The organism is Collinsella sp. CLA-AA-H302, from assembly GCF_040093305.1.
Lineage (GTDB): Bacteria > Actinomycetota > Coriobacteriia > Coriobacteriales > Coriobacteriaceae > Collinsella.
Map to the genome: position 1 here is coordinate 239562 of NZ_JBBNJW010000002.1, position 20086 is coordinate 259647.

Sequence of the window (20086 nt, forward strand, 5' to 3'; positions counted from 1 at the left end):
CCATGAACACCGAGGAAATTGCGCGCATCGTTGCCGATCAGCGCGCCTATTTTAAGACGCACGCCACATTTGATGTCGATGCTCGACGCCGCGCCCTCGTGCGCCTGCGCGATACGGTGCGGGCCCACGAGGCCGATATCGCCCATGCACTCAAGACCGATTTGGGCAAGTCACATGACGAAGCCTATATGTGCGAGATCGGCACCTCGCTTTCCGAGATCCGTCATCAGATTGCGCACGTGACTCGATGGAGTCGTCCGCGCCTGCGCCCGTGCGACCTCGCTAACGCCGTGAGCGTGTGCAAAACGCAAGCCGTGCCCTATGGCGTCACGCTCATCATGGCGCCCTGGAACTATCCGTTTTTGCTGACGCTCGAGCCACTCGCCGGCGCCCTTGCCGCGGGCAATACCGTGGTCATCAAGCCGAGTGCCTATGCTCCGGCATCGAGTGCGGTGCTCAAGCGGATCTGTGAAGAGGCGTTTGATCCGCGTCTGGTGACGGTTGTCGAGGGCGGGCGCGCCGAGAACGAAGCACTGCTCGACGAGTGCTGGGACAAGATCTTCTTTACCGGTAGCGTTCCGGTCGGCAAGCTCGTCATGGAGCGCGCAAGTAAAAATCTTACGCCCGTGACGCTTGAGCTGGGCGGAAAGAGTCCCTGCATCGTGGATGCGACGGCAAACTTGAAGGTCGCGGCGCGGCGTATCGCCTTTGGTAAATGGCTCAACGTGGGGCAGACCTGCGTGGCGCCCGACTACCTGCTGGTCGATGCGCGCGTGCACGACGAGCTGCTGGGCCTCATCAAGGAGGAAGTCCATCGTATGTTTGGCGAGCATCCGCTCGATAACGAGGATTACGGGCATATCGTCAACGCCAAGCATTTTGCGCGCGTGCGCGGGCTGATCGATCCCGATAAGGTCGTGCTTGGAGGTACCGCGCGCGAGACTTCGCTCAAGATCGAGCCGACGATTTTGGATGGCGTGTCCCCCGATGACGCCGTGATGCAGGAGGAGATTTTCGGCCCCATCTTGCCGGTGCTGACGTTTGAGAGCCTAGACGAGGCAGAGACGTTTATTACGGATTGCCCGACGCCGTTGGCCCTGTATATCTTTAGCCAAGACCGCGCAGTTCAGCAGCGCTTTGTGCGCTACGTGCCCTTTGGCGGCGGCTGCGTCAACGACACGATCATGCACCTGGCTACGAGCCATATGGGCTTTGGCGGCATGGGTGCGAGCGGTATGGGACAGTACCATGGACGCGAGAGCTTCGATACGTTTAGCCACAAGAAGAGCATCGTGAACAAGGCAACGTGGCTGGACGTGCCATTCCGCTACGCTCCTTATGCAAACTGGAAGCACAAGTTCGTGCGCATGTTTGTGCATTAGATTCAGATGGCATAGGGAAAAACAAAGTGGCCGCCCCCGCGTAAGCGAAGACGGCCACTTCTCACGATGAAAATGTGTATCGGAGTTGGCAAGACCCGCTGCCACGGGTGCCATCCATGTTCCTATCTTATCTGCAAGCGTTCCGTCGCGCAAGCGTTGCGGCAAACGATTGAAAGACGCAGACAGGATGAATTTGTGTCCGCACGGGCCCGTAGACTTCTCAACTATGTTGTGGATGCTCTCTAATCGGTAATGGAGGCGCACGTGTTTGATGACGATGACTTGTTCGATCTGGTAGATGATCCGTTTGAGTGGGATCTGCTGCTCGATGACGATGAACTGGAGCAAGATTGCAAAAAGCGGCAGGGCAAGAAGGCTCAGGATGACGTTTCGAAAAAGCAAGACAAGCGCCGCCGAGGTCTGTTGGACGGGCTCTTTGGGTAACTGTCGCATCGCTGCGTCTGTATACTAAACAAGTCTTGTACGCGCTGCGAAATGAGGACAGAGACGATGATGTGGTTTACCGCCGATCTGCACCTGGGCGATACGAATATCTTGCACGACATGGATCGACCGTTTGATTCGGTCGAGGAGATGAACCGCAAGGTCATCGATGCCATCAATGAGTGCGTGGCTGTGGACGACCGCCTCTATATCCTGGGAGACTTTACGTATCGATTGCCCATGGCGGAAGCGGTGCGCCTGCGCGAGCGCATTGAATGTCAGAACGTAACGCTCATCCGCGGTAACCATGACGGCGACTGGGAAGATCCAGACGCGCCGCACATTTGGGATGAGGTGCGCGATTATCTGGAGGTCGCCCCCGGTTACGCTAAGGGCCATCGCCTGGTAATGAGCCATTACCCCATGCTCAGCTGGAACGGCAAGGCGCGCGGCGCCATCATGCTGCACGGGCACATCCACAGCAGGGGAGACCGTACCAATACGCGCAATCGCGATCGCGAGCGTCCAGTCCTTCGCTACGACGTTGGCCTCGATGCCAACAACTACAAGCCCGTAAGCCGTGACCAAATCCTAGGCTTCTTTGGACTGTAGCTGTAAGTGCAGGTAGAATGAACGCGCCGCGCGGATGGTCTGTGCGGCGCGTTTCAGTAGGAGCGATGAATCCATGAGGGCTATCCAGCGCATTAACCATAACGCTGCCATCTGCGAAGACGGCGCGGGGCGTCAACTTATCGCGCTGGGTCGTGGTATCGGCTTTGGCGATATGCCGCATGAAGTCGACCTGGATGTCATCACGCGTACCTTTTACGGCATTGATTCAAAGTACCTGGCGTTTATCGATGAGGTCGATCCCGAGGTGCTGGAGTTTTCTGCTCAGCTGGCCGATATCGCGACCGGACAGCTTTCGTACGAATTGAGTCCTAACCTTCCCATTACATTGGCAGACCATATTCAGTTTGCCATTAAGCGCGCCCGCGAACATATGGTGGTGTCGTTGCCGCTCGAGCGCGATCTGGAGCAGCTGCATCCCATCGAATACCGCTTGGGCGAGCTGGCCGTTCGCGGCATTCAGAAAAGCTTTCGCGTGCGTATGCCCCGAAGCGAGGCCGCGGGCATTGCCATGTCGATTGTCAACGCATCGGTTAAGCCGAGCGAGCGGCGCGTGCTGGCTGAACAACATGAAGAGCATCTGCTCGATATGACGGTCGCGATTATTCAAGAAGAGTTGGGTGTGAAGGTTGATCGCTCGTCGTTCGCCTTTACTCGCTTTGCCACTCATGTACGCTATCTGCTCGACCGCGTGGCAAAGAAAGAGCCGATCGATACCGAGAACTCCGGTCTTTACGACGTGCTCGTGGAGCAGTATCCGGCGGCGTCGCGTTGCGCTCATCGTGTCGACGATCTGATTCAAGAGGCCTTTGGCGAGCCATTGGCCCAAGAAGAACTCGTCTATCTGATCATGCATGTGAACCGCGTGGCTTCCGTCAACTAGGATAAATAAGCTCTCTGGCATTTCCTTTCCGTCATGGCGACCGTTTGCGGGTCGTTTGCTACCGTTCGTCGGTAATCTGAGCCGCAATGAACGCATCTGCCGCATATACTCGCCGTGTGTTGGGTGTTACTCACGGCGCAGCTCCGAGAGGCACTACCGATTCTGCCGAGACCATAATTGGGTCTCTGTCGGTTGTGCGCGGGGCTTTTTTCATGTCGATCCACCCGGGAATCACATGCAAATCAATCTCTTGCCAACTGATATCGCGCGCTGCGCAGGCGCGAGCGGAATCGTGCGTCTTGGTGCCGTGAAGTCCCACGGCTTTTAGTTGGAAGAGAAGGGATTCGACATGGCTGTCGATAACAAGAAGATTGCCGAGGACGTGCTTGCTGCCGTCGGCGGCGCCTCCAATGTGACGAACGCGACGCACTGCATGACCCGTCTGCGTCTGAACCTCAAGGATCAGTCCATTCCCAATGACGATGAAGTAAAGAAGATCAAGGGCGTGCTGGGCGCACAGTGGTCTGGCGGCCAGTATCAGGTCATCATTGGCCAGAACGTGCCGAAGGTCTATGACGCCGCCATTGCGCTGGGCGTCAAGGGCGAAGGCTCAATTGACGAGGACCTCGACGGCGGTACCAAGGAGCCGCTGACGATCAAGACTGCGGGCAAGAAGACCCTCAACTACCTGTCCAAGACTATGGTCATGACGATCCCCATCATCATGGGTGCCGCCATGTTCCGTACCATTGCCGTACTTTGCGGCGACGGCATGCTCGGTATCTGGTCTGCCGATTCCGACATCTACAATTTCTTCTACAACTGGATTTACAACGCTGGCTATTATTTCCTTCCTGTCTATCTGGGCTGGGCTGCCGCAAAACAGCTTGGCTGCAGCCAGCCGCTTGGCATGATGCTCGGCGGCGTGCTCATTGCCCCCGAGTTCATGACGTTGGTCAACGCCGCCGCAGATTCGGGAGCTACGACCACGATGGTTTACGGCGTGCTCCCGGCTCAGCTGAACAACTATTCTGCGACCGTGCTTCCCATGGTGCTATCTATGCCGGTGCTGATGGTCGTCGAGAAGTTCATGAAAAAGATCATCCCCGACATGCTCTCCACGGTGTTTGTGCCCGTGTGCACCATGGCTGCGATGATCCCCGTTTCTCTGTGCGCTCTGGCTCCGATTGGCTCCATTCTGGGCAACCTGGTCGGCAACTTTATGTTCGGCCTCGGTAACACTGGCGGCATCGTCACGATCCTCTCCCTCGTCGCCATTGCCGCGCTTTGGGAGTTCTTGGTTATGACCGGTATGCATCAGGTTCTGCTTACCCTGGGCATTGTGCAGCTGCTCACCTTGGGCTCTGATTCTTGCGTTATGGTCGCGGGCGGTATCGCCCAGTTCGCCACGTGGGGTATGGCCTTCGGCGCCTTCCTGCGCCTTAAGGAGACCGACGAAAAGGGTGCCATGCTTGGCTTCTCGCTCTCCGGCATTGTCGGTGGTGTGACGGAGCCCGCGCTGTATGGCTGCGGCTTTAAGTACACCCGCTGCCTAGGTGCCATGGTTGCCGGCGGTGCCATCGGCGGTCTGATCGCGGCTCTCGCCAATGTGACCACGTATGTTTTGGGCGCGACTAATATTCTGGGCGTTACTGGATTTGTTGCCGGCGGAACTGCTAATCTCGTTTGGGGATGCGTTGCCTCGGGCGCTGCGTTTGTTTCCGCAGCCGTCATCGCTTACCTCTTTGGCTTTACCAAGGAGCAGCTCGACGAGGACGCTGCTGCCGCCAAGGCCTAAAGCATCCGTTTGGTAGGACAATTATCTGGGGCACTTGGCTACGCTTCAAGTGCCCCTTTCCGTAGATGGGGGTCAATATGAAGCAATTGCTCATTCGTGCCGACGATATCGGTTATTCGTATGCCGTTAACCTGGGGATTGCCCGCAGCATCAATGAGGGTCTGGTGCGCTCGGCGGGTTTGATGCCCAATATGCCCGAGGCCGAGCGTGGCTGGTCGCTCGTGGCGGACGCCGGCATTGCGGTGGGCCAGCATACCAACGTGTGCCTGGGCAAGCCGTGTGCCGACCCGGAGCTCATTCCGAGTATGCTCAACGAGAGCGGTGAGTTCCATAGCAGCCGTACCTTCCGCGAGCATTTTAAGCGCGGCGAAGAACTGATCGACTTTGATGAGGCTTGCATCGAGATCCGCGCGCAGCATGACCGCTTTGTAGAGATTGTGGGCCGCGAACCCGATTACTTTGAGGCCCATGCCGTCATGAGCAAAAACCTTAACCGAGCGATCTCGGCGGTTGCTCAGGAACTGGGCCTTAAGGAACAGAAGGCGAGCTTCGACCCCACGGCGGTTGTGCGATGCGGTGCCACCGACCTGCGCATGGTGATGCACTCGATGGAGCCGGGCTACGAACCCAAGGACTCGATTATGCGGACGGTTCGCGAGATGGCGGACGGCGAGACGGTCGTCTTTGTGTGCCATCCGGGCTATCTCGATCGTTTTATCTTGGAGAACAGCTCGCTTACGACCGATCGCACCAAGGAAGTCGATGCGCTGATCGACCCCGAGCTTCGCGCTTGGCTTGAGTCTCAGCCCGATCTTTGTCTGATTGACTACCGCGACCTGTAGGGACACAAGCCACCACAAAGGGGCGCCTTTGTGGTGGTTCTGGCGCCGTTGCCATTCTGGCAGCGGCGCCTTTTTTGTCCGTGCGGCGCGGTAGAGTGTAGGCGGTTGAAATTTGCGTCCATCGAGGAGCTGCTATGAACGAGATCAAGTGCCCGCATTGTGGCGAAGTTTTTAAGGTCGATGCGTCCGGCTATGCGGAGATTGTCAAACAAGTGCGCAATGCCGAGTTTTCGCGCGACCTGGATGAGCGTGTGAAGGCAGTCCAGCGTGAGGGCGAGCAGGCGCTGGAGCTTGAGCGCTCGCTTTCGACGGCTGCCTTGCAAAAGGCAGAGTCTCAGCGCAACGCTCAACTTACCGAGCAGAAGAACGCTGCAGCTCAACAGCTGGCACAAGAGGTTGCCAAGCGCGATGCCGAGCTTTACGAGCTGCGCGCCAAGCTCGAGGGCGCTGCCGCAGAGCGCGAGAGCGCAAGCCAGCGCGCGGCGGTTGAGGCCCGTGCCGACGCTCAAAAGGAGAATGCCGAGCTTCAGCGCGAGATCGACAATTTGCGTGCGCAGCTGGGACGCAAGGATGACGAAGCCAAGCTTGCCGAGGCTTCGGCGCGCAATGCCGCTCAAAACGATTTAGCCACACGCGATGCGCAGATTGCCGAGCTGCAGGCCAGACTTGCCGCGGCGGACAGGGCCCAGGAGATGGCGCTTGCCGCTGCTGCGGCCGAGTCGCAGCGTGAGCTCGATGCCGCTCGCAGCGAGGCCGAGCGCGCACTTGCTGACTACCGTGCGACGGTGCAGGAGAAGTTTTCCGCCGCAAAGGCTCAGTCTGAGCAGGAGGCCGAGGGCCTGCGTGCGCAGCTGCGCGAGCAGGAGCTGAAGGCAAAAATGAACCTGTCGGAGGCGGTCGCCGCGGCGGAACGAGAGCGCGATGAGGCACGTGCCAAGCTGACGAGCGAGCTGGCGGTGCGCGATTCTCGCGAGGAGCAAGCCAAGGCGGCACACGAGCTCGAGCTCGCGCAGGCCAAGCGCGCGAGCGATGACCTGATTCGCTACAAGGATGAAGAGATTGAGCGCCTTAAGGACATGAAGGTCCGCCTGTCCACCAAGATGGTGGGCGAGTCGCTCGAGCAGCACTGCGAGACTGAGTTCAACCGTCTGCGCATGACGGCGTTTCCCAACGCGTACTTCGAGAAAGATAACGATGCGTCCGAGGGTACCAAGGGCGACTTTATCTTCCGCGAGTGCGATGCGAGCGGCAACGAGGTCATTTCGATTATGTTCGAGATGAAAAACGAGAACGACGAGACTGCGACCAAGCATAAAAACGAGGACTTCTTTAAGAAACTCGATCACGATCGTCGCCAGAAAGGCTGTGAGTACGCGGTGCTCTGCACGCTGCTCGAGCCCGAGAGCGAGCTTTACAACGCCGGCATCGTGGACGTGAGCTATCGCTACGAGAAGATGTACGTAATCCGCCCGCAGTTCTTCATTCCCATGATCACGCTGCTGCGCAACGCCGCCATGGGTTCGCTTCGCTATAAGCAGGAGCTGGCGGAGTACAAACAGCAGAATATCGACGTCACGAACTTCGAAGCCAAGATGGAAAAGTTCAAGAATGATTTCGGTCGCAACTACGAGATCGCGAGCCGCAAGTTCCAAACGGCGATTGATGAGATCGACAAGACGATTAGCCATCTACAGAAAACCAAGGAGGCGTTGCTGTCCTCCGAGAACAATCTGCGCCTAGCCAACAAGAAAGCCGACGATCTTACCATTCGCAAGCTCACGTGGGGCAACAAGACCATGAAGGCGGCGTTTGACGAGGCGCGCGGGGCTGCGTCAGAGACAAACGATAAGCCGGCCGAGGCGGATTCGTATGAGGTCGAGGATGCCGAGTAGGGCATAGCGGATCGTGCAAAAGCGGGGCCGCTGGCGATATTGCCAACGGCCCCGCTTCGTTTCGTTCCAGTATGTTCGGCTAGTCCTCGAGCAGGTCCTCGATAAAGCCGACGCGGTAGTTTTTGAAGATGACCTCGCCGCCGTCTTGCGTGGCGTCCAGATCGACATCGCCCATGATGCCAAAATCGTGGTCGCCATCCTCGTCGGCAAAGATCTGGTGCACGTGCCATACGTGCGCGGTCTTCTCGTCGGACTCGTCAATGGAAAACATCGCGGCGCTGCGGGCGTCGCCGTTGGTGAGGATTTCCTCGTGCTGCTCGTGGTAAGCGTCGAGTGCTTTTTGCCAGCGGATCTCGCTCATGCCCCAGTCGTCGTCGAGCTCGCCCAGGTCGCGAACGTGCTCGCGAGCGGCAAGGGTCACGCGGCGGAAGAGTGCGTTGCGCACCAGCAACGTGCAGCCTCGGCGGTCCGCCACGACCTCGTCGATGCCCTGTGGCGGTGCGGCATCGAGGGCTGCCGGGTTGCCGGCGTTCTCCCACTCGTCTACCAGGCTCGAGTCCACCGAGCGCACCACAAAGCCCAGCCACGAGATAATGTCGCGCAGGCGTTCGTCGCGCTTCTCGATGGGCACGGTGCGGTCGAGCGAACGATAGGCCTCTGCCAGGTAGCGCAGCAAAATGCCCTCGGAGCGGGCGATGCCGAGCTTTTGAATGTAGCCCTTAAAATCGCTCGCGCTTTCGAGCATATCGCGCAGGACGCTCTTGGGAGAGAGCTGATAGTCGTTGGCCCAGGGCACTTCCTGGCAGTACTTGTCAAAGGCGGCGTCGAGCAAATCCTCGAGCGGCTTTTCATACGTGACGTCTTGAATGCGCTCCAGACGCTCCTCATATTCAATGCCGTCGGCTTTCATCTCGGCCATAGCGCGATCGCGTGCGGCGCGCTCCTGTGCGCGCAGCACCTGCTTGGGATCCTCGAGCGTTGCCTCGACCATTGAGATCAGATCCATGGTATAGGTCTCGCTCTCGGGATCGAGCAGCTCCAATGCGGCAAGTAAGAACGGCGAGAGCGGCTGATCGAGCGCGAAGTCCTCGGGCAGATCGACCGTCAGCGCATAGTCGATGTCTGGTGCGGCGTCAGTCGGGGTGTCGGGTGCGGGCGGCACCTCGGTGCGCACGACGACGCCGGAGTCGATGAGCGTGGCGAAGATCTCGTCGGCACGAACCTCGAGCTTCGCCTTTTCCTCGGGCGTTTGCAGGCTTGTCTCTATGAGGTCGTGCACGCGGGCGCGAGCGTCGCCGCCCTGCTCGACCACGCTAATCACCATGGAGTGTGTGATGCGAAGGCGCGGCTTGAGTGTTTCGGGCTGCGTCTCGATCAGGCGCTCAAAGGTCTGCTTGTTCCAGGTGACAAAGCCCTCGGGGGCCTTTTTCTTTTTAATCTTGCGGAGCTTCTTGGGGTCGTCGCCCGCCTTGGCCATGAGCTTAGCGTTCTCGATCTCGTGCTCCGGGGCCTCGGCGATGACCATGCCCTCGGTATCGAAGCCCGAACGGCCGGCGCGACCGGCAATCTGATGGAACTCGCGGGCGCGCAGACGACGCATCTTGTAGCCATCGAACTTGGTGAGCGCGGTGAGCACCACGGTGTGGATGGGTACGTTGATGCCGACGCCGAGCGTATCGGTGCCGCAGATGACGGGCAGCAGGCCCTGCTGCGCCAAGCGCTCGACCAGCAGGCGATAGCGCGGCAACATGCCAGCATGATGCACGCCGACGCCGCATCCAAGCAGGCGCTTGAGAATCTTGCCAAAAGCCGTCGAGAAGCTCGTGCCTTTGGCAGCTTCCTTAATGGCCTCGCGCTGCTCCTTACTAGCGATGCCAAAATTGGCGAGCGACTGTGCCGTCGCAAGGGCGGCATCCTGGCTAAAGTGCACGATATAGAGCGGGGCCTCGCCGCGGCGCATGGCGAGCTCGACCGTGCCCTCGAGGGAGGTCGTCACATAGTCGTAGCTCAGCGGAACAGGACGCGGGGCATCGATGACCAAGTCGCAAGCAGCGCCGGTGTGCTCCTCGAGTGAGGCGGCGATGGCAGTGACATCGCCGAGCGTGGCGCTCATGAGCATAAACTGCGTGTGGGGCAGGGTGAGCAGCGGTACCTGCCAGGCCCAGCCGCGGTCGGGGTCGGCAAAGTAGTGGAACTCGTCCATGGCGACGCAGCCCACATCGGCATCTTCGCCCTCGCGCAGTGCGTCGTTGGCAAGGATCTCTGCCGTGCAGCAGATGACGGGCGCCTTGGTGTTGATATGCGTGTCGCCGGTGATCATACCGACGTTATCGCGGCCGAGCACCTGTACCAGATCGAAGAACTTTTCGCTGACCAGGGCCTTGATAGGGGCCGTGTAATAACAGCGCTTGCCCTGCGCCATGCCCATAAAGAGCATGCCCAGCGCGACGAGCGATTTACCCGATCCGGTCGGCGTGCCCAAAATGACGTGATCTCCGGCGGCCAGGTCCATGAGAGCCTCTTCTTGGTGATCCCACAGCTCAATGCCGCGATCGCTCGTCCATTCAAAGAAGCGCTCGAAGGCCTGATCGGGCGTGAGCCATGGTTCGGGCTCGCTGCCGTCCTCGGGCTCCCACCAGGTGGGGGAGAGCGCACCGAGTGAGCCGAATTCGGCTTCGGTTCCCGTGCCGCCCGAGAATGAACTGGCGGCTCCGGCGCCGGAGACGGTGCTGGCGGCGATATCTGTCGTGGTCTGTGCCATGTGTTTGCTTTCTCTCGCGATTGTCCGCCAACTATTATGGCGTAGCGGCGGCGCGGGGTGCCAGCGCGAAAGAAAATGCAGGAAATGGGCGTCCTGCTCAGCCGTTTGGTGCGGCCGCGAGCTAAGTGAGTAGACTTTTTGCGATTTCGCCAGCACATGGCTTTTGCGTAAGGGATTTACCTGCGGTTTTACTTGTTCCTATGCGGGTTGTGCTTGGCTATTGCTAAAAAGTCTACTCACTTAGGCTTGAGGGTCGTTCGTCGGTGCCTATTTGCGCTTGCTCGCTGGCGACGTGACTGTCAAAAGCCCCTATGACTCCTGCGGAAGGCGCTTTTTGCCTTTGCGGGCGCGGTTTCTAAAGTTCTCGACGGCCTCTTCCATGCCCAGAGGTACATAGGTGAGCTCATCGAGGTTTTCGGGCAGGTAGCAGACAAGGCTTTGCTCCTGCGCGCGGCCCGCCGCGAGCTGTTCATTGCTGGGCTGCGCGCCGGGTGTGGCGCAAATGCCATAGACGACGGCACCCATCTCGCGCGTGCGGCATTCGTACTCGGTCTCGGGATGCTCGGGATGGTCGCGGCGGACGTCGTCGCTTACCCAAAGCGTGTCGTAGCCGGCCGCGGCAAACTGCCCCAGGGCGTAGTCGCGCAATGGCTTACTGTCGGTTCGCAGTGTGACGGTGGCGCCGGCTGAAAAGAGCGGGCGGTAGAGCATCAGATGGTCGACATGGACGAGTCGTTTTTTGGCGTACTTGGCCTTGGGCTGCGGCGTGGGAAAGTTGATGGTTATGGCGTCGAGCTCGCCTGCGGCAAACAGCTGCGGCAACGTTGCGGCGCCTCGGGGCAGGACGAGTGCGTTGGATAGCTCCTGCTCGCAGATTTTCTGTGCGGCATAGGCGATGCAGATGGGCTCCTGGTCCATACCGATAAAGAGGGTGTTTGGCTCGTGCGCCGCACGCTCTACAAGGTACGTTCCCTTGCCACAGCCAAGATCCAGGTGCAGGTGTTCGAAGGGCTTGCTGCCAGCTGGCGCGCAAGCCTCGCGCCAATCTCCGGCATAGGCCTCGGGGTTCGTCTCAATCGCATCGGCGTAGCGCTCCAAGCGCTCCTCGAGCACAAAGTTCTTAGGCGTGCGAACGTGGACGACTCCCATGAGGCTCCTTGGTCATAAGTATGGAACGCATGGCTGCACGTTCCGTCAATGGATTGAAAAAGGGCGGGCATAGCTTGCCCGAAAGATGCGATGCGGCTCGGCGGCGAGTCGCCGATGCCTACAGGCGCTTGAGGATCACATAGCGGTTGAGATCGCCGCTGCGACCGTCGGCATGGAAGCGCTCAAGCTCGCGCACGGGGACCTCGCCGCTCTTGTAGAACGTACGGACGCCGCGCACCAGGTCGGTGATCTGCTGATCGTCAAAGTGATGGCAATAGCGGTAGGCGTGGCGGTCGTTTTGCCAGCCAATGAGGTGGTCGCCGGCTTCAAACTGCGCGGAATCGTAACTTTCAAACGGCGGGGTGAGCTCGGCGCGGGCCTCGGCGCGAACAGCCTTGCGCGCCATGCGCTCGTCATTCATAAACTCCCAAAAGCTGATGGCGATGATGCCGCCCGGGCGTGTCTGTCGCACCAGGGCGTCGAGCACGCGTACGCGGTACTCGCACGACGGCACGTGGTGCATAAAGCCAAAGCAGACCGAGATGTCGGCGAGCGGGGCATCGAAAAGCACGTCGGGTGTCTCGGCGGGGTTGAGCTTCATGAGGGCGTCGAGCACATCGAGTTCCTGGAAGTGCAGGTTGGGAATGCGCAGGGCGTGACCGCGGGCATCGATGGCCAGGTCATGGCACGAGTCGACACCATAGAACTCGAAGGGGCAGTTGGCATCTGCCGAGGGGCTCGCGCCGTCGACGCCCTTGGCAGCCAGCGTGCCGCCGGCGGCAAAGTTCTCGAACCGCATATTGCCGCAGGCAAGATCGAAGACGCGGACGGGATGCTCTATCGTGGCTACATCGAGCTGGTCGAGCGCGATGTCCATGGTGCGCACCCAGCCGGGCCAAGGGGCCTGGCGTGTATCGGAAAAGGAGGCGGAGTGCTCGCGATAGAACGTATTGTTGAGCTGGATGAGCGATGAGGCGAAATCGCGGTTCACGGCGCGGGACTCCCTCCGTTGGCGGTGCGGAATAAACAGTACGACCATACTACCGTTAACGCCGCAACGGGGACAACCGAGCTGCGGGTCATTGCTTTGTTTGGACACATTTCCGCAGCTCATATGTGCCCGCAACTGCCGGTTGTCAAAAATCTCACTAGAATAGGTGGCATGCTTTTGGCGGTGGCGGATAGATTTTTAACTGTGCAAGGCGCCTTAAGAACAAAAACGGTCCGGCGGCACGGCTGGCATCACATAGGAGGAACCATGAATGTAGAAACTGCGCAGCGGCTCGCCGACCTTCGTCGCAGCAAGGGTTTTAGCCAAGAAGGGCTGGCGCGAAAGCTGGGGCTGTCGCGCCAGGCGGTCAGTAAATGGGAGCGTGCGGAGAGTTCGCCCGATACCGAGAACCTGATCTCGCTCGCAAAACTCTATGGCGTGAGTTTGGACGAGCTCCTCAATCCGAGCGATGAGATCGAGGACGATATCGAGTTTGAGAACGAGGACCGCGCCCGTCAGCGCGAGGCCGAGGCGGCGGAGCGCGCCCGTACCCATGAGGCGGCGGCACGTGCTACCGAGGCGGCAACGCAGGCGAGTGATGCCGCCGCCAAGGCGGCGCAAGCGGCAAGCTGGAGCGCGCAGGCAGCTAATGCGGCGACGGCTCAGGTGACGGGTGCCGGTGCGACCAGCGTGACTCCGGTGAAGGGTCCGTTCCAGTCGTTCCCGTACTGGGCCGTGTGCTGGCTGCTGTTCTTTTTGCTGATGTTCCTGTTTGGCGCCGGCCCCTTTGCCGCGCTGATTTTCTTTACGATCCCCATCTATCACTGGGCGGCACGTGCGCTCGATGGCGATTGGGCGCGCGGGGATATCCAGGTTGGTCCGGCGCCGGCGGTCGCTAGGACTAAGGGGGAGGACGTTTCCACAGCGGTTGACGCTGACATGGCTGCCGCGACCACCACTGAGTCGAGTGCCAAAGAAGGTGATGAATGATGAAGCTCTCGCATGAGTCTAAGAGGCGCTTGGGCATTGGCATCGGAGCGTTTGTGCTCATCATCGGGCTTGTTTTTGGCATTTCGCGGACTTTGATTCATTTTGATGGCCCGTGGGATCTCGACGATGTTGTATCCGGCTTGTCTGGTATGGGCGATGCGTTCGACGAGGACGATTCCTTGAATAGCGGTAACTATTCCGCTCGGCCTCAACAGCTTTCGAGCGAAACGTTTGATGCCGACGCGTTCACATCCCTTGACTTGGATGTGACGTCGGGTACGGTTGAGGTCAAGTGCGTTTCCGACGGGCCGGTACGTGTCATCGAGAGTGGCCGCGTCGCAAAAGGAGTAGCTGCTTACGATGCGGCAACCCAGAATCTGGCCGTGGTTAAGGGTTCTGCGCTCAAGATTCGCCAGTTCGATTGCGATGACGAGCGCGCCATTGACCGCACGGTTACCGTCGAACTGCCGCGCGAAGTTGCCGATAACATGGTGGGCATTACAGCGAATGTAGGATCGGGCGATCTGACGGTCACGGACATTGCGTGTCATGACCTCAACTTGACTTTGGACTCGGGAGACATCGAGTTTGCGGGTACTGTAACCGACACCCTGAATGCCAAGGTAGGTTCGGGCGATGTGACGTTCGAGCTCTACCAGGCCCCCGCGAAGTCTATGGACGTAAGCGTGGACTCGGGCGATGTGGAGATAACGGTTCCGAACTCTACGGGCTTTAAGGCGAGCCTCACCGTGGGCAGCGGTGACTTCGAGAGCGATTTCCTTCCGCTTGGCTACGATGGCGAGACCATATTGAATCTTGAATTCGACAACGGTGATAAGTCTGCCACGTATCGTTTTAAGGTCGGTTCGGGCGACATGTCGTTCGATCCGGAGTGACATGCGGTTTTCGGAGGTCGGTGCATATAGGCATGCTCTTTGATGGAGGCGCCGGGGCCGTGACTGGCTCCGGCGCCTTTGCCTTTACAATGGGGGCATGGAACAGATTATTTTGAACATACTCGAGGCTCTGCGTCGCGGCGAGACCGTGGACGACAAGACCCTCGTCAAACTGATACATGCCGAGGCGCGCCGCGAGGGTGCCGACAAACGGGACCTGGCCAAGCGCCGACTGCTGCCGTTTTACCAGCGGGTTAAACGTGAGGAACCGGCTCGTTGGGCTGGGTGGAATGTCGACGCCGATCTGGAACGTCAACTGCTGCAGGTGCTGCGTATGAAGCCGCGCCGAACGGCCTCGGGCGTGGCGACCATTACCGTCATCACCAAGCCGTGGCCCTGTTCGGGCGATTGCCTGTTTTGTCTCAACGATCTGCGCATGCCCAAGAGCTATCTGCATGCCGAGCCGGCGTGCGCCCGTGCGGAGCAAAACTGCTTTGACCCGTATCTGCAGGTGAGTGCTCGTTTGACCGCGCTTTCGCAAATGGGGCATGCAACCGACAAGATCGAGCTTATCGTTCTTGGCGGTACCTGGAGCGACTATCCGCAAGGGTATCAGGCATGGTTTATGTCGGAGCTTTTCCGTGCGCTCAATGACGACGCCGTCGCCGGCGTGGCGGCCAACCCCATGTTGGCGCGTCCGGGCATCAGCCGTGCCGAGGCGGGGCGTCTGCTCGATGACGCTCCCGCCGATGCCCTGCCGCCGGTGGTAGCAGAGCGTCGCGAGCGCTATCGGGCCGCCGGCATTGTGACTGATGAGGCCGAGCTTGCGAGCGGCGTTGCCGACGAGCAGGGACGTGTGGATGCTGCCGTGGGCGGCTATAACCGTGCGGTGCGTCGTCTGTACGGCCCCGGTACGCCGTGGGGCGAGGTCACCGAGTGGCAGACGGCAACGATGGAGGAGCTCGAGCGTCAGCAGCGCATTAACGAGACGGCGAAGCATCGCGTGGTGGGGCTCGTTATCGAGACGCGCCCCGATGCCGTAACGCCGCAGGCCCTCACGCTCATCCGCCGCCTGGGTTGCACCAAGATACAGATGGGCATCCAAAGCCTTGACCAGCACCTGCTCGATATCAACGAGCGCCGCATTTCGGTGGCGCAGATCGAGCGGGCGTTTTCGCTCGCGCGCCTGTTTGGCTTTAAGATCCACGCGCACTTTATGCTCAACTTGTTGGGTGCTACGCCTGAGGGGGACAAGCGTGACTACGAGCGCTTTATGACCGAGGGCGCCTTTATGCCCGACGAGGTCAAGGTCTACCCGTGCGCGCTCATCGAGGGCTCGCGTCTGGTGGGCTGTTACGAGCGTGGCGAGTGGCGCCCCTATACCGAGGAAGAACTGCTCGACGTGTTGGCCGATGACATCGTGGTGACGCCGGCGTTCTGCCGCATCAGCCGCATGATTCGCGACTTTAGTTCCGATGACATCATGGTGGGCAACAAGAAGCCCAACCTGCGTCAGCTCGTCGAGAACCGCCTGGCTGCTCGGGGTGACGGTGCGACGGTGCGTGAGATCCGCTATCGCGAGATTAGCACGGCGGGCGCCGACCTAGGCGAGTTGACCCTTGACGAGGGCGTGGCGTACGAGACGCCGGTGACGCACGAGCGCTTTTTGCAGTGGGTGACACCCGAAGGCAAGATCGCGGGCTTTTTGCGTCTGTCGCTGCCCGACCGTTCGTTTGTTGCCGCGCACGCGGACGAGCTGCCGACGGGGCCGGAGGAGGCGATGATTCGCGAGGTGCACGTGTATGGTATGGCGGCACGTGTGGGCGATCAGGGCCAGGCGGCTCAGCATCACGGTCTGGGGCGTCTGCTCGTGGAGCGTGCGTGCCAGATTGCTCGGGATGCGGGGTATACGCACATCAACGTGATCAGCGCGATCGGTACGCGCGAGTACTATCGTCACCTGGGTTTTTGCGACCATGGTCTCTATCTGCAAAAGGAGCTCTAGATGAACAAGCCGAGTGTTTCCGCTGGTGTTGTTGCCGGCGTTGCCCTGGGAGCTGCGGCGCTTGGTGCGGCCGCCGTCGCTGTTCGCGCTGCCTGTTTGCAGGTCGCACGTACTCGCAACGGGTTGGCGCGTGTGAAGCGTGTGCACGACGAGAGCGGTGACGAGGTCCGCGTGCTCGTACAGGGCGGCGTCTACCAAAGCGCGAGCTATGTTGGCGATCGTTGGGCGGAGCCAGTCTTTGCGTACTATCGTGCATTTGACGATGTGTTTGAGGCCGAGGGCGCAATGCGCGACGCGTATGGTCATGGTATCGACCGCATGCTTATGCTGGGTGGCGGCGGGTTTGCCTATCCCAAGTTCGCGCTGATGTCGCACGAGGGCTTGCGCATGGACGTCGTCGAGTATGACGGAGAGATTACGCGCCTGGCGCGCCGCTGGTTCTACCTGGACGAGTTGGAGCGCACGGTGGGCGATCGCCTGCGAGTGATTACCGCTGAGGCTCGCTCGTATCTGGGTGTGACGAGCGTGGGCCATCGTCGCTACGACGTGGTCGTGAGCGATTGCTTTGGCGGTGCCGAGCCCGTTCGCGAGCTGGCGACCGTTGAGGCGCTGCGCCTGGTGCGGGGCAGCCTGAACCCCGGGGGTATCTACGTGGCCAATATCGTGAGCGCAAACGAGGGGAGCGATGTGGCGTTCCTTCGCGACTGCGCTGCCACGGCACTCGAGGTATTCGTCCACGCCTGGGTGGTCCCATGTGGCGATGCGAAGTTCGGCGGCGAGGAAAACTACCTGCTCATCGCCAGCGACGGCGACTACGCCTTTGCCGAAGCCGTGCCCTTCGACACCGACTTCCTCGGCACTGCTCTCCACGACTAGCCTATTGGGAATAGTCAGTCCCGTCTTATGTGTGGTCGCGCCAGCTGAGGACGCGCTGCTTCATGCCCTCGATGTCGAGCACGCCTTCGGCAAAGCCCTTGCGTACGAGCTCTTCGGGAACGTACTCGTCGTAGCGATCAAAATAAGGCACCTCGCCGGGATAGACGAGCTCGATGGGATCGAAGTCCTTCTCGGCCTCGTCGGCGAGCACCTCAAAGAACGTCTCCTCGTCGGCCTTCATCTTAAACTGCATAAAGTACGGGCGTGACGGATCGAGCCCGCGAAGGCCCAGCTCCGCGGCACATTTAATCTTGAGCATGCGCTCGAGCGCCAAAAAGGCGTAGCTGCCCAGCCAGGGGAAGAGCACCCAGGTATCACCGCCCAGGTTAATGAGCGGCTTGGTTCCCGCCCCCGAAATCTCGGCCGTATGACGAGCCTGCGCCAAGCGGGCCCGTGCGTTACCCATAAGGTACGGATATGTCGCGTGCTCGTTGAGCACCTTGTGCATGCGCTCGAGCACATGCGTGTTAATGTCTCCGGGGCAGTCGCCAAAGTAGGCCGGCACCCGGCCCTTGACCTGCGTGGCAAAGACAGTGTGACGCTTCCAGTCCACTTCCTCGACAATCCAGCAGTGTCCGGCGATGGCGATGCGCTCACCGGGCGGGGGCGGATTAACGATCGTGCCCAGCTCAGCCGATTCGCTCCGGACGGTAAACTCCTCGTTTTCCTGGAACACGGCGTAGAACTTAAAGTTGTTGATGATGCGCTCGCCCGCGAGACCCACGATGAGCCCGCCACCTTCGGTGACCTGGATGTGGTCGATCTTGATGAGGTGGCGCAGCAGTACGCGATAGTCATCGGCCGAGACACGGTGGAAATAGCTGAGCGTGAGCACGCGTTGGGCAAGTTTGGCCGGCGTGAGCTCGCCGGTGCTGGCGAGGGTCGACATAGTCTGGTGATAGAGCAGGCTGTAGGGGAGTCGATCGAGCTCGGGTGGCTCGACCCACTTTTCCTCGCGATAGAGTTGTACGAGCGCGATACCCTGCAGGAGCTTCCAGGGAATGGTTTCGGGCATCATCGTGCGCGGCTCGGGCTCTTCCTCGCGCGTGACAAACCACATCTCGGGCGGAAGGTCGCGACGGCCTGTGCGCCCCATGCGCTGCAAAAAGGAGCTGACGGTAAACGGCGCATCGATCTGAAATGCACGCTCCAGGCGGCCGATATCGATACCGAGCTCCAACGTAGAGGTGGTGACGGTTGTCTGCGCCTGCTCCTCATCGCGCATGAGTTCCTCGGCCGTCTCGCGCAGCGATGCCGAAAGATTGCCGTGATGGATGAGAAAGCGGTCGGGCTCGTGCCGGCTCTCGCAGTAGCTGCGCAGCATGGAGCACACGGCCTCTGCCTCCTCGCGCGAGTTGGCAAAGACCAGGCACTTGCGGCCGCGCGTATGCTCAAAGATATAGCCCATACCGGGGTCGGCGTTGTCGGGCGCTGTGTCGGTGGGGTTGAGAAGCGCCTGCTCGGTCGCTCGTGGGATGTCGACTTCGCCCTCGGGGGCCGAGGAAGTGCGGCGGTTCCCGGAGGTAGCCTTATCCTGTGCCCGTTCGCGACGTTGACGGCGCTCCTCCTGTGTGAGCTGTCCGCTGTGGCGCGTGTCTTGGGTGTCGGCCGGCAGCGCTGTGGGTGCCGCCGCCTCGATGCGCTCGCATGCGAGCACTTCGGCTTCCTGCGGACCTGTGCCCATGAATTCCCGCTGCTGAGCCTGGGGGCCCGAGTTGTAGAAGTGCTCCATGGAGATGCGCCACACGCGGCGCGGTTCCTCAAAGCGGGGGATAACGCAGTCGCGCCCCGTTCCCTGCGAGAGAAAGGCGCCCGTGCGCTCGGGGTCGCCGATGGTGGCCGAAAGGCCAATGCGGCGGGGCTGCACGCCTGCCATGCGCGAGAGGCGCTCGATAAGACAGAGCGTCTGCCCGCCGCGGTCGCCGCGCATGAGCGAATGGACTTCGTCGATAACCACATAGCGCAGGTCGCAAAACATGCGCGGGATCGCCATGTGCTTATGGATCAGGAGCGCCTCGAGCGACTCGGGCGTAATCTGTAGGATACCGCTCGGTTTTTTGATGAGTTTAGCCTTGTGTGATTGCGAGACATCGCCATGCCAGTGCCAGACAGGGATATCAGCCTCTTCGCAGAGGTCGTTGAGGCGGACGAACTGATCGTTGATGAGTGCTTTGAGGGGGCCAATGTAGAGGGCGCCCACGCTCGCGGGCGGGTTCTCCCAAAACTCGGTCAGGATGGGAAAGAAGGCCGCCTCAGTTTTGCCAGATGCCGTGGATGCCGTCAGGAGCACATTGTCTTGCGTGTTGAAGATGGCATCTGCCGCCGCAACCTGGATGGAGCGCAGACTCTCCCAATCGTGGGAGTAGATGAAGTCTTGGATAAACGGGGCGTAGCGGTCAAAGGCGTTCACGGGGCCTCCTCTCAAAAACGAATTTCTCAACGCTGCCGACAACGGCTTGCTGCATTACAGTCTCAACGTTTGCCCAG

At 60.2% G+C, this 20086-nt stretch carries 15 protein-coding genes; 11 read left to right on the plus strand and 4 right to left on the minus strand.

The genetic code is table 11. The features are described from left to right. The first annotated feature begins 2 nt into the window (after window positions 1-2). The 7 genes from AAAV21_RS02335 to AAAV21_RS02365 all read left to right on the plus strand — a co-directional run bounded on the left by AAAV21_RS02335 (window position 3) and on the right by AAAV21_RS02365 (window position 7871). Complete coding sequence (locus AAAV21_RS02335) at window positions 3-1382, plus strand: aldehyde dehydrogenase (RefSeq protein WP_349107187.1); 1380 nt, start codon at window positions 3-5, stop codon at window positions 1380-1382. A 264-nt stretch (window positions 1383-1646) separates the two neighbouring features. Next, window positions 1647-1826, plus strand: coding sequence for a hypothetical protein (locus tag AAAV21_RS02340; RefSeq protein ID WP_349107189.1), 180 nt, complete (start codon window positions 1647-1649; stop codon window positions 1824-1826). A gap of 66 nt (window positions 1827-1892) precedes the next feature. After that, on the plus strand, window positions 1893-2438 hold the full coding sequence (locus AAAV21_RS02345; protein ID WP_349107191.1) for a metallophosphoesterase: 546 nt from the start codon (window positions 1893-1895) through the stop codon (window positions 2436-2438). A gap of 73 nt (window positions 2439-2511) precedes the next feature. Continuing rightward, window positions 2512-3339: a PRD domain-containing protein gene (locus AAAV21_RS02350; RefSeq protein ID WP_349107193.1), complete on the plus strand. Its 828-nt coding sequence runs from the start codon at window positions 2512-2514 to the stop codon at window positions 3337-3339. 349 nt (window positions 3340-3688) lie between these two features. Beyond that, window positions 3689-5137, plus strand: a complete 1449-nt coding sequence (locus AAAV21_RS02355) for a PTS transporter subunit EIIC (RefSeq protein WP_349107194.1) — start codon at window positions 3689-3691, stop codon at window positions 5135-5137. A 77-nt stretch (window positions 5138-5214) separates the two neighbouring features. Then, window positions 5215-5979: a ChbG/HpnK family deacetylase gene (locus AAAV21_RS02360; RefSeq protein ID WP_349107196.1), complete on the plus strand. Its 765-nt coding sequence runs from the start codon at window positions 5215-5217 to the stop codon at window positions 5977-5979. A 134-nt stretch (window positions 5980-6113) separates the two neighbouring features. Further along, on the plus strand, window positions 6114-7871 hold the full coding sequence (locus AAAV21_RS02365) for a DUF2130 domain-containing protein (RefSeq protein ID WP_117817295.1): 1758 nt from the start codon (window positions 6114-6116) through the stop codon (window positions 7869-7871). 79 nt (window positions 7872-7950) lie between these two features. On the opposite strand, the gene AAAV21_RS02370 is transcribed toward AAAV21_RS02365, so the two are convergent. The 3 genes from AAAV21_RS02370 to AAAV21_RS02380 form a co-directional block, all read right to left on the minus strand. Next, window positions 7951-10632, minus strand: coding sequence for a DUF3516 domain-containing protein (locus AAAV21_RS02370; RefSeq protein WP_349107199.1), 2682 nt, complete (start codon window positions 10630-10632; stop codon window positions 7951-7953). 309 nt (window positions 10633-10941) lie between these two features. Beyond that, a complete protein-coding gene (locus tag AAAV21_RS02375) occupies window positions 10942-11781 on the minus strand; it encodes a methyltransferase (RefSeq protein ID WP_349107200.1) in 840 nt (279 codons plus the stop codon). A gap of 118 nt (window positions 11782-11899) precedes the next feature. Then, window positions 11900-12772 carry a hypothetical protein gene (locus tag AAAV21_RS02380; RefSeq protein ID WP_349107202.1) on the minus strand — a complete coding sequence of 291 codons (873 nt, stop codon included), beginning with the start codon at window positions 12770-12772 and terminating at the stop codon, window positions 11900-11902. 267 nt (window positions 12773-13039) lie between these two features. On the opposite strand from AAAV21_RS02380, the gene AAAV21_RS02385 reads away from it, so the two are divergent. The 4 genes from AAAV21_RS02385 (at window position 13040) to AAAV21_RS02400 (ending at window position 17539) form a co-directional block, all read left to right on the plus strand. Continuing rightward, a complete protein-coding gene (locus tag AAAV21_RS02385; protein WP_118065539.1) occupies window positions 13040-13762 on the plus strand; it encodes a helix-turn-helix transcriptional regulator in 723 nt (240 codons plus the stop codon). Further along, window positions 13762-14658 carry a DUF4097 family beta strand repeat-containing protein gene (locus AAAV21_RS02390; RefSeq protein ID WP_349107204.1) on the plus strand — a complete coding sequence of 299 codons (897 nt, stop codon included), beginning with the start codon at window positions 13762-13764 and terminating at the stop codon, window positions 14656-14658. Before AAAV21_RS02385 ends, AAAV21_RS02390 begins: the two co-directional genes overlap by 1 nt. A gap of 97 nt (window positions 14659-14755) precedes the next feature. Continuing rightward, window positions 14756-16663, plus strand: a complete 1908-nt coding sequence (locus tag AAAV21_RS02395) for a tRNA uridine(34) 5-carboxymethylaminomethyl modification radical SAM/GNAT enzyme Elp3 (protein ID WP_349107206.1) — start codon at window positions 14756-14758, stop codon at window positions 16661-16663. After that, on the plus strand, window positions 16664-17539 hold the full coding sequence (locus AAAV21_RS02400) for a fused MFS/spermidine synthase (RefSeq protein ID WP_349107208.1): 876 nt from the start codon (window positions 16664-16666) through the stop codon (window positions 17537-17539). A gap of 25 nt (window positions 17540-17564) precedes the next feature. Here the strand turns inward: AAAV21_RS02400 and AAAV21_RS02405 are convergent, their stop codons facing one another. Continuing rightward, window positions 17565-20009: a DEAD/DEAH box helicase gene (locus AAAV21_RS02405; RefSeq protein WP_349107209.1), complete on the minus strand. Its 2445-nt coding sequence runs from the start codon at window positions 20007-20009 to the stop codon at window positions 17565-17567. Between the last annotated feature and the right edge of the window lie 77 nt (window positions 20010-20086).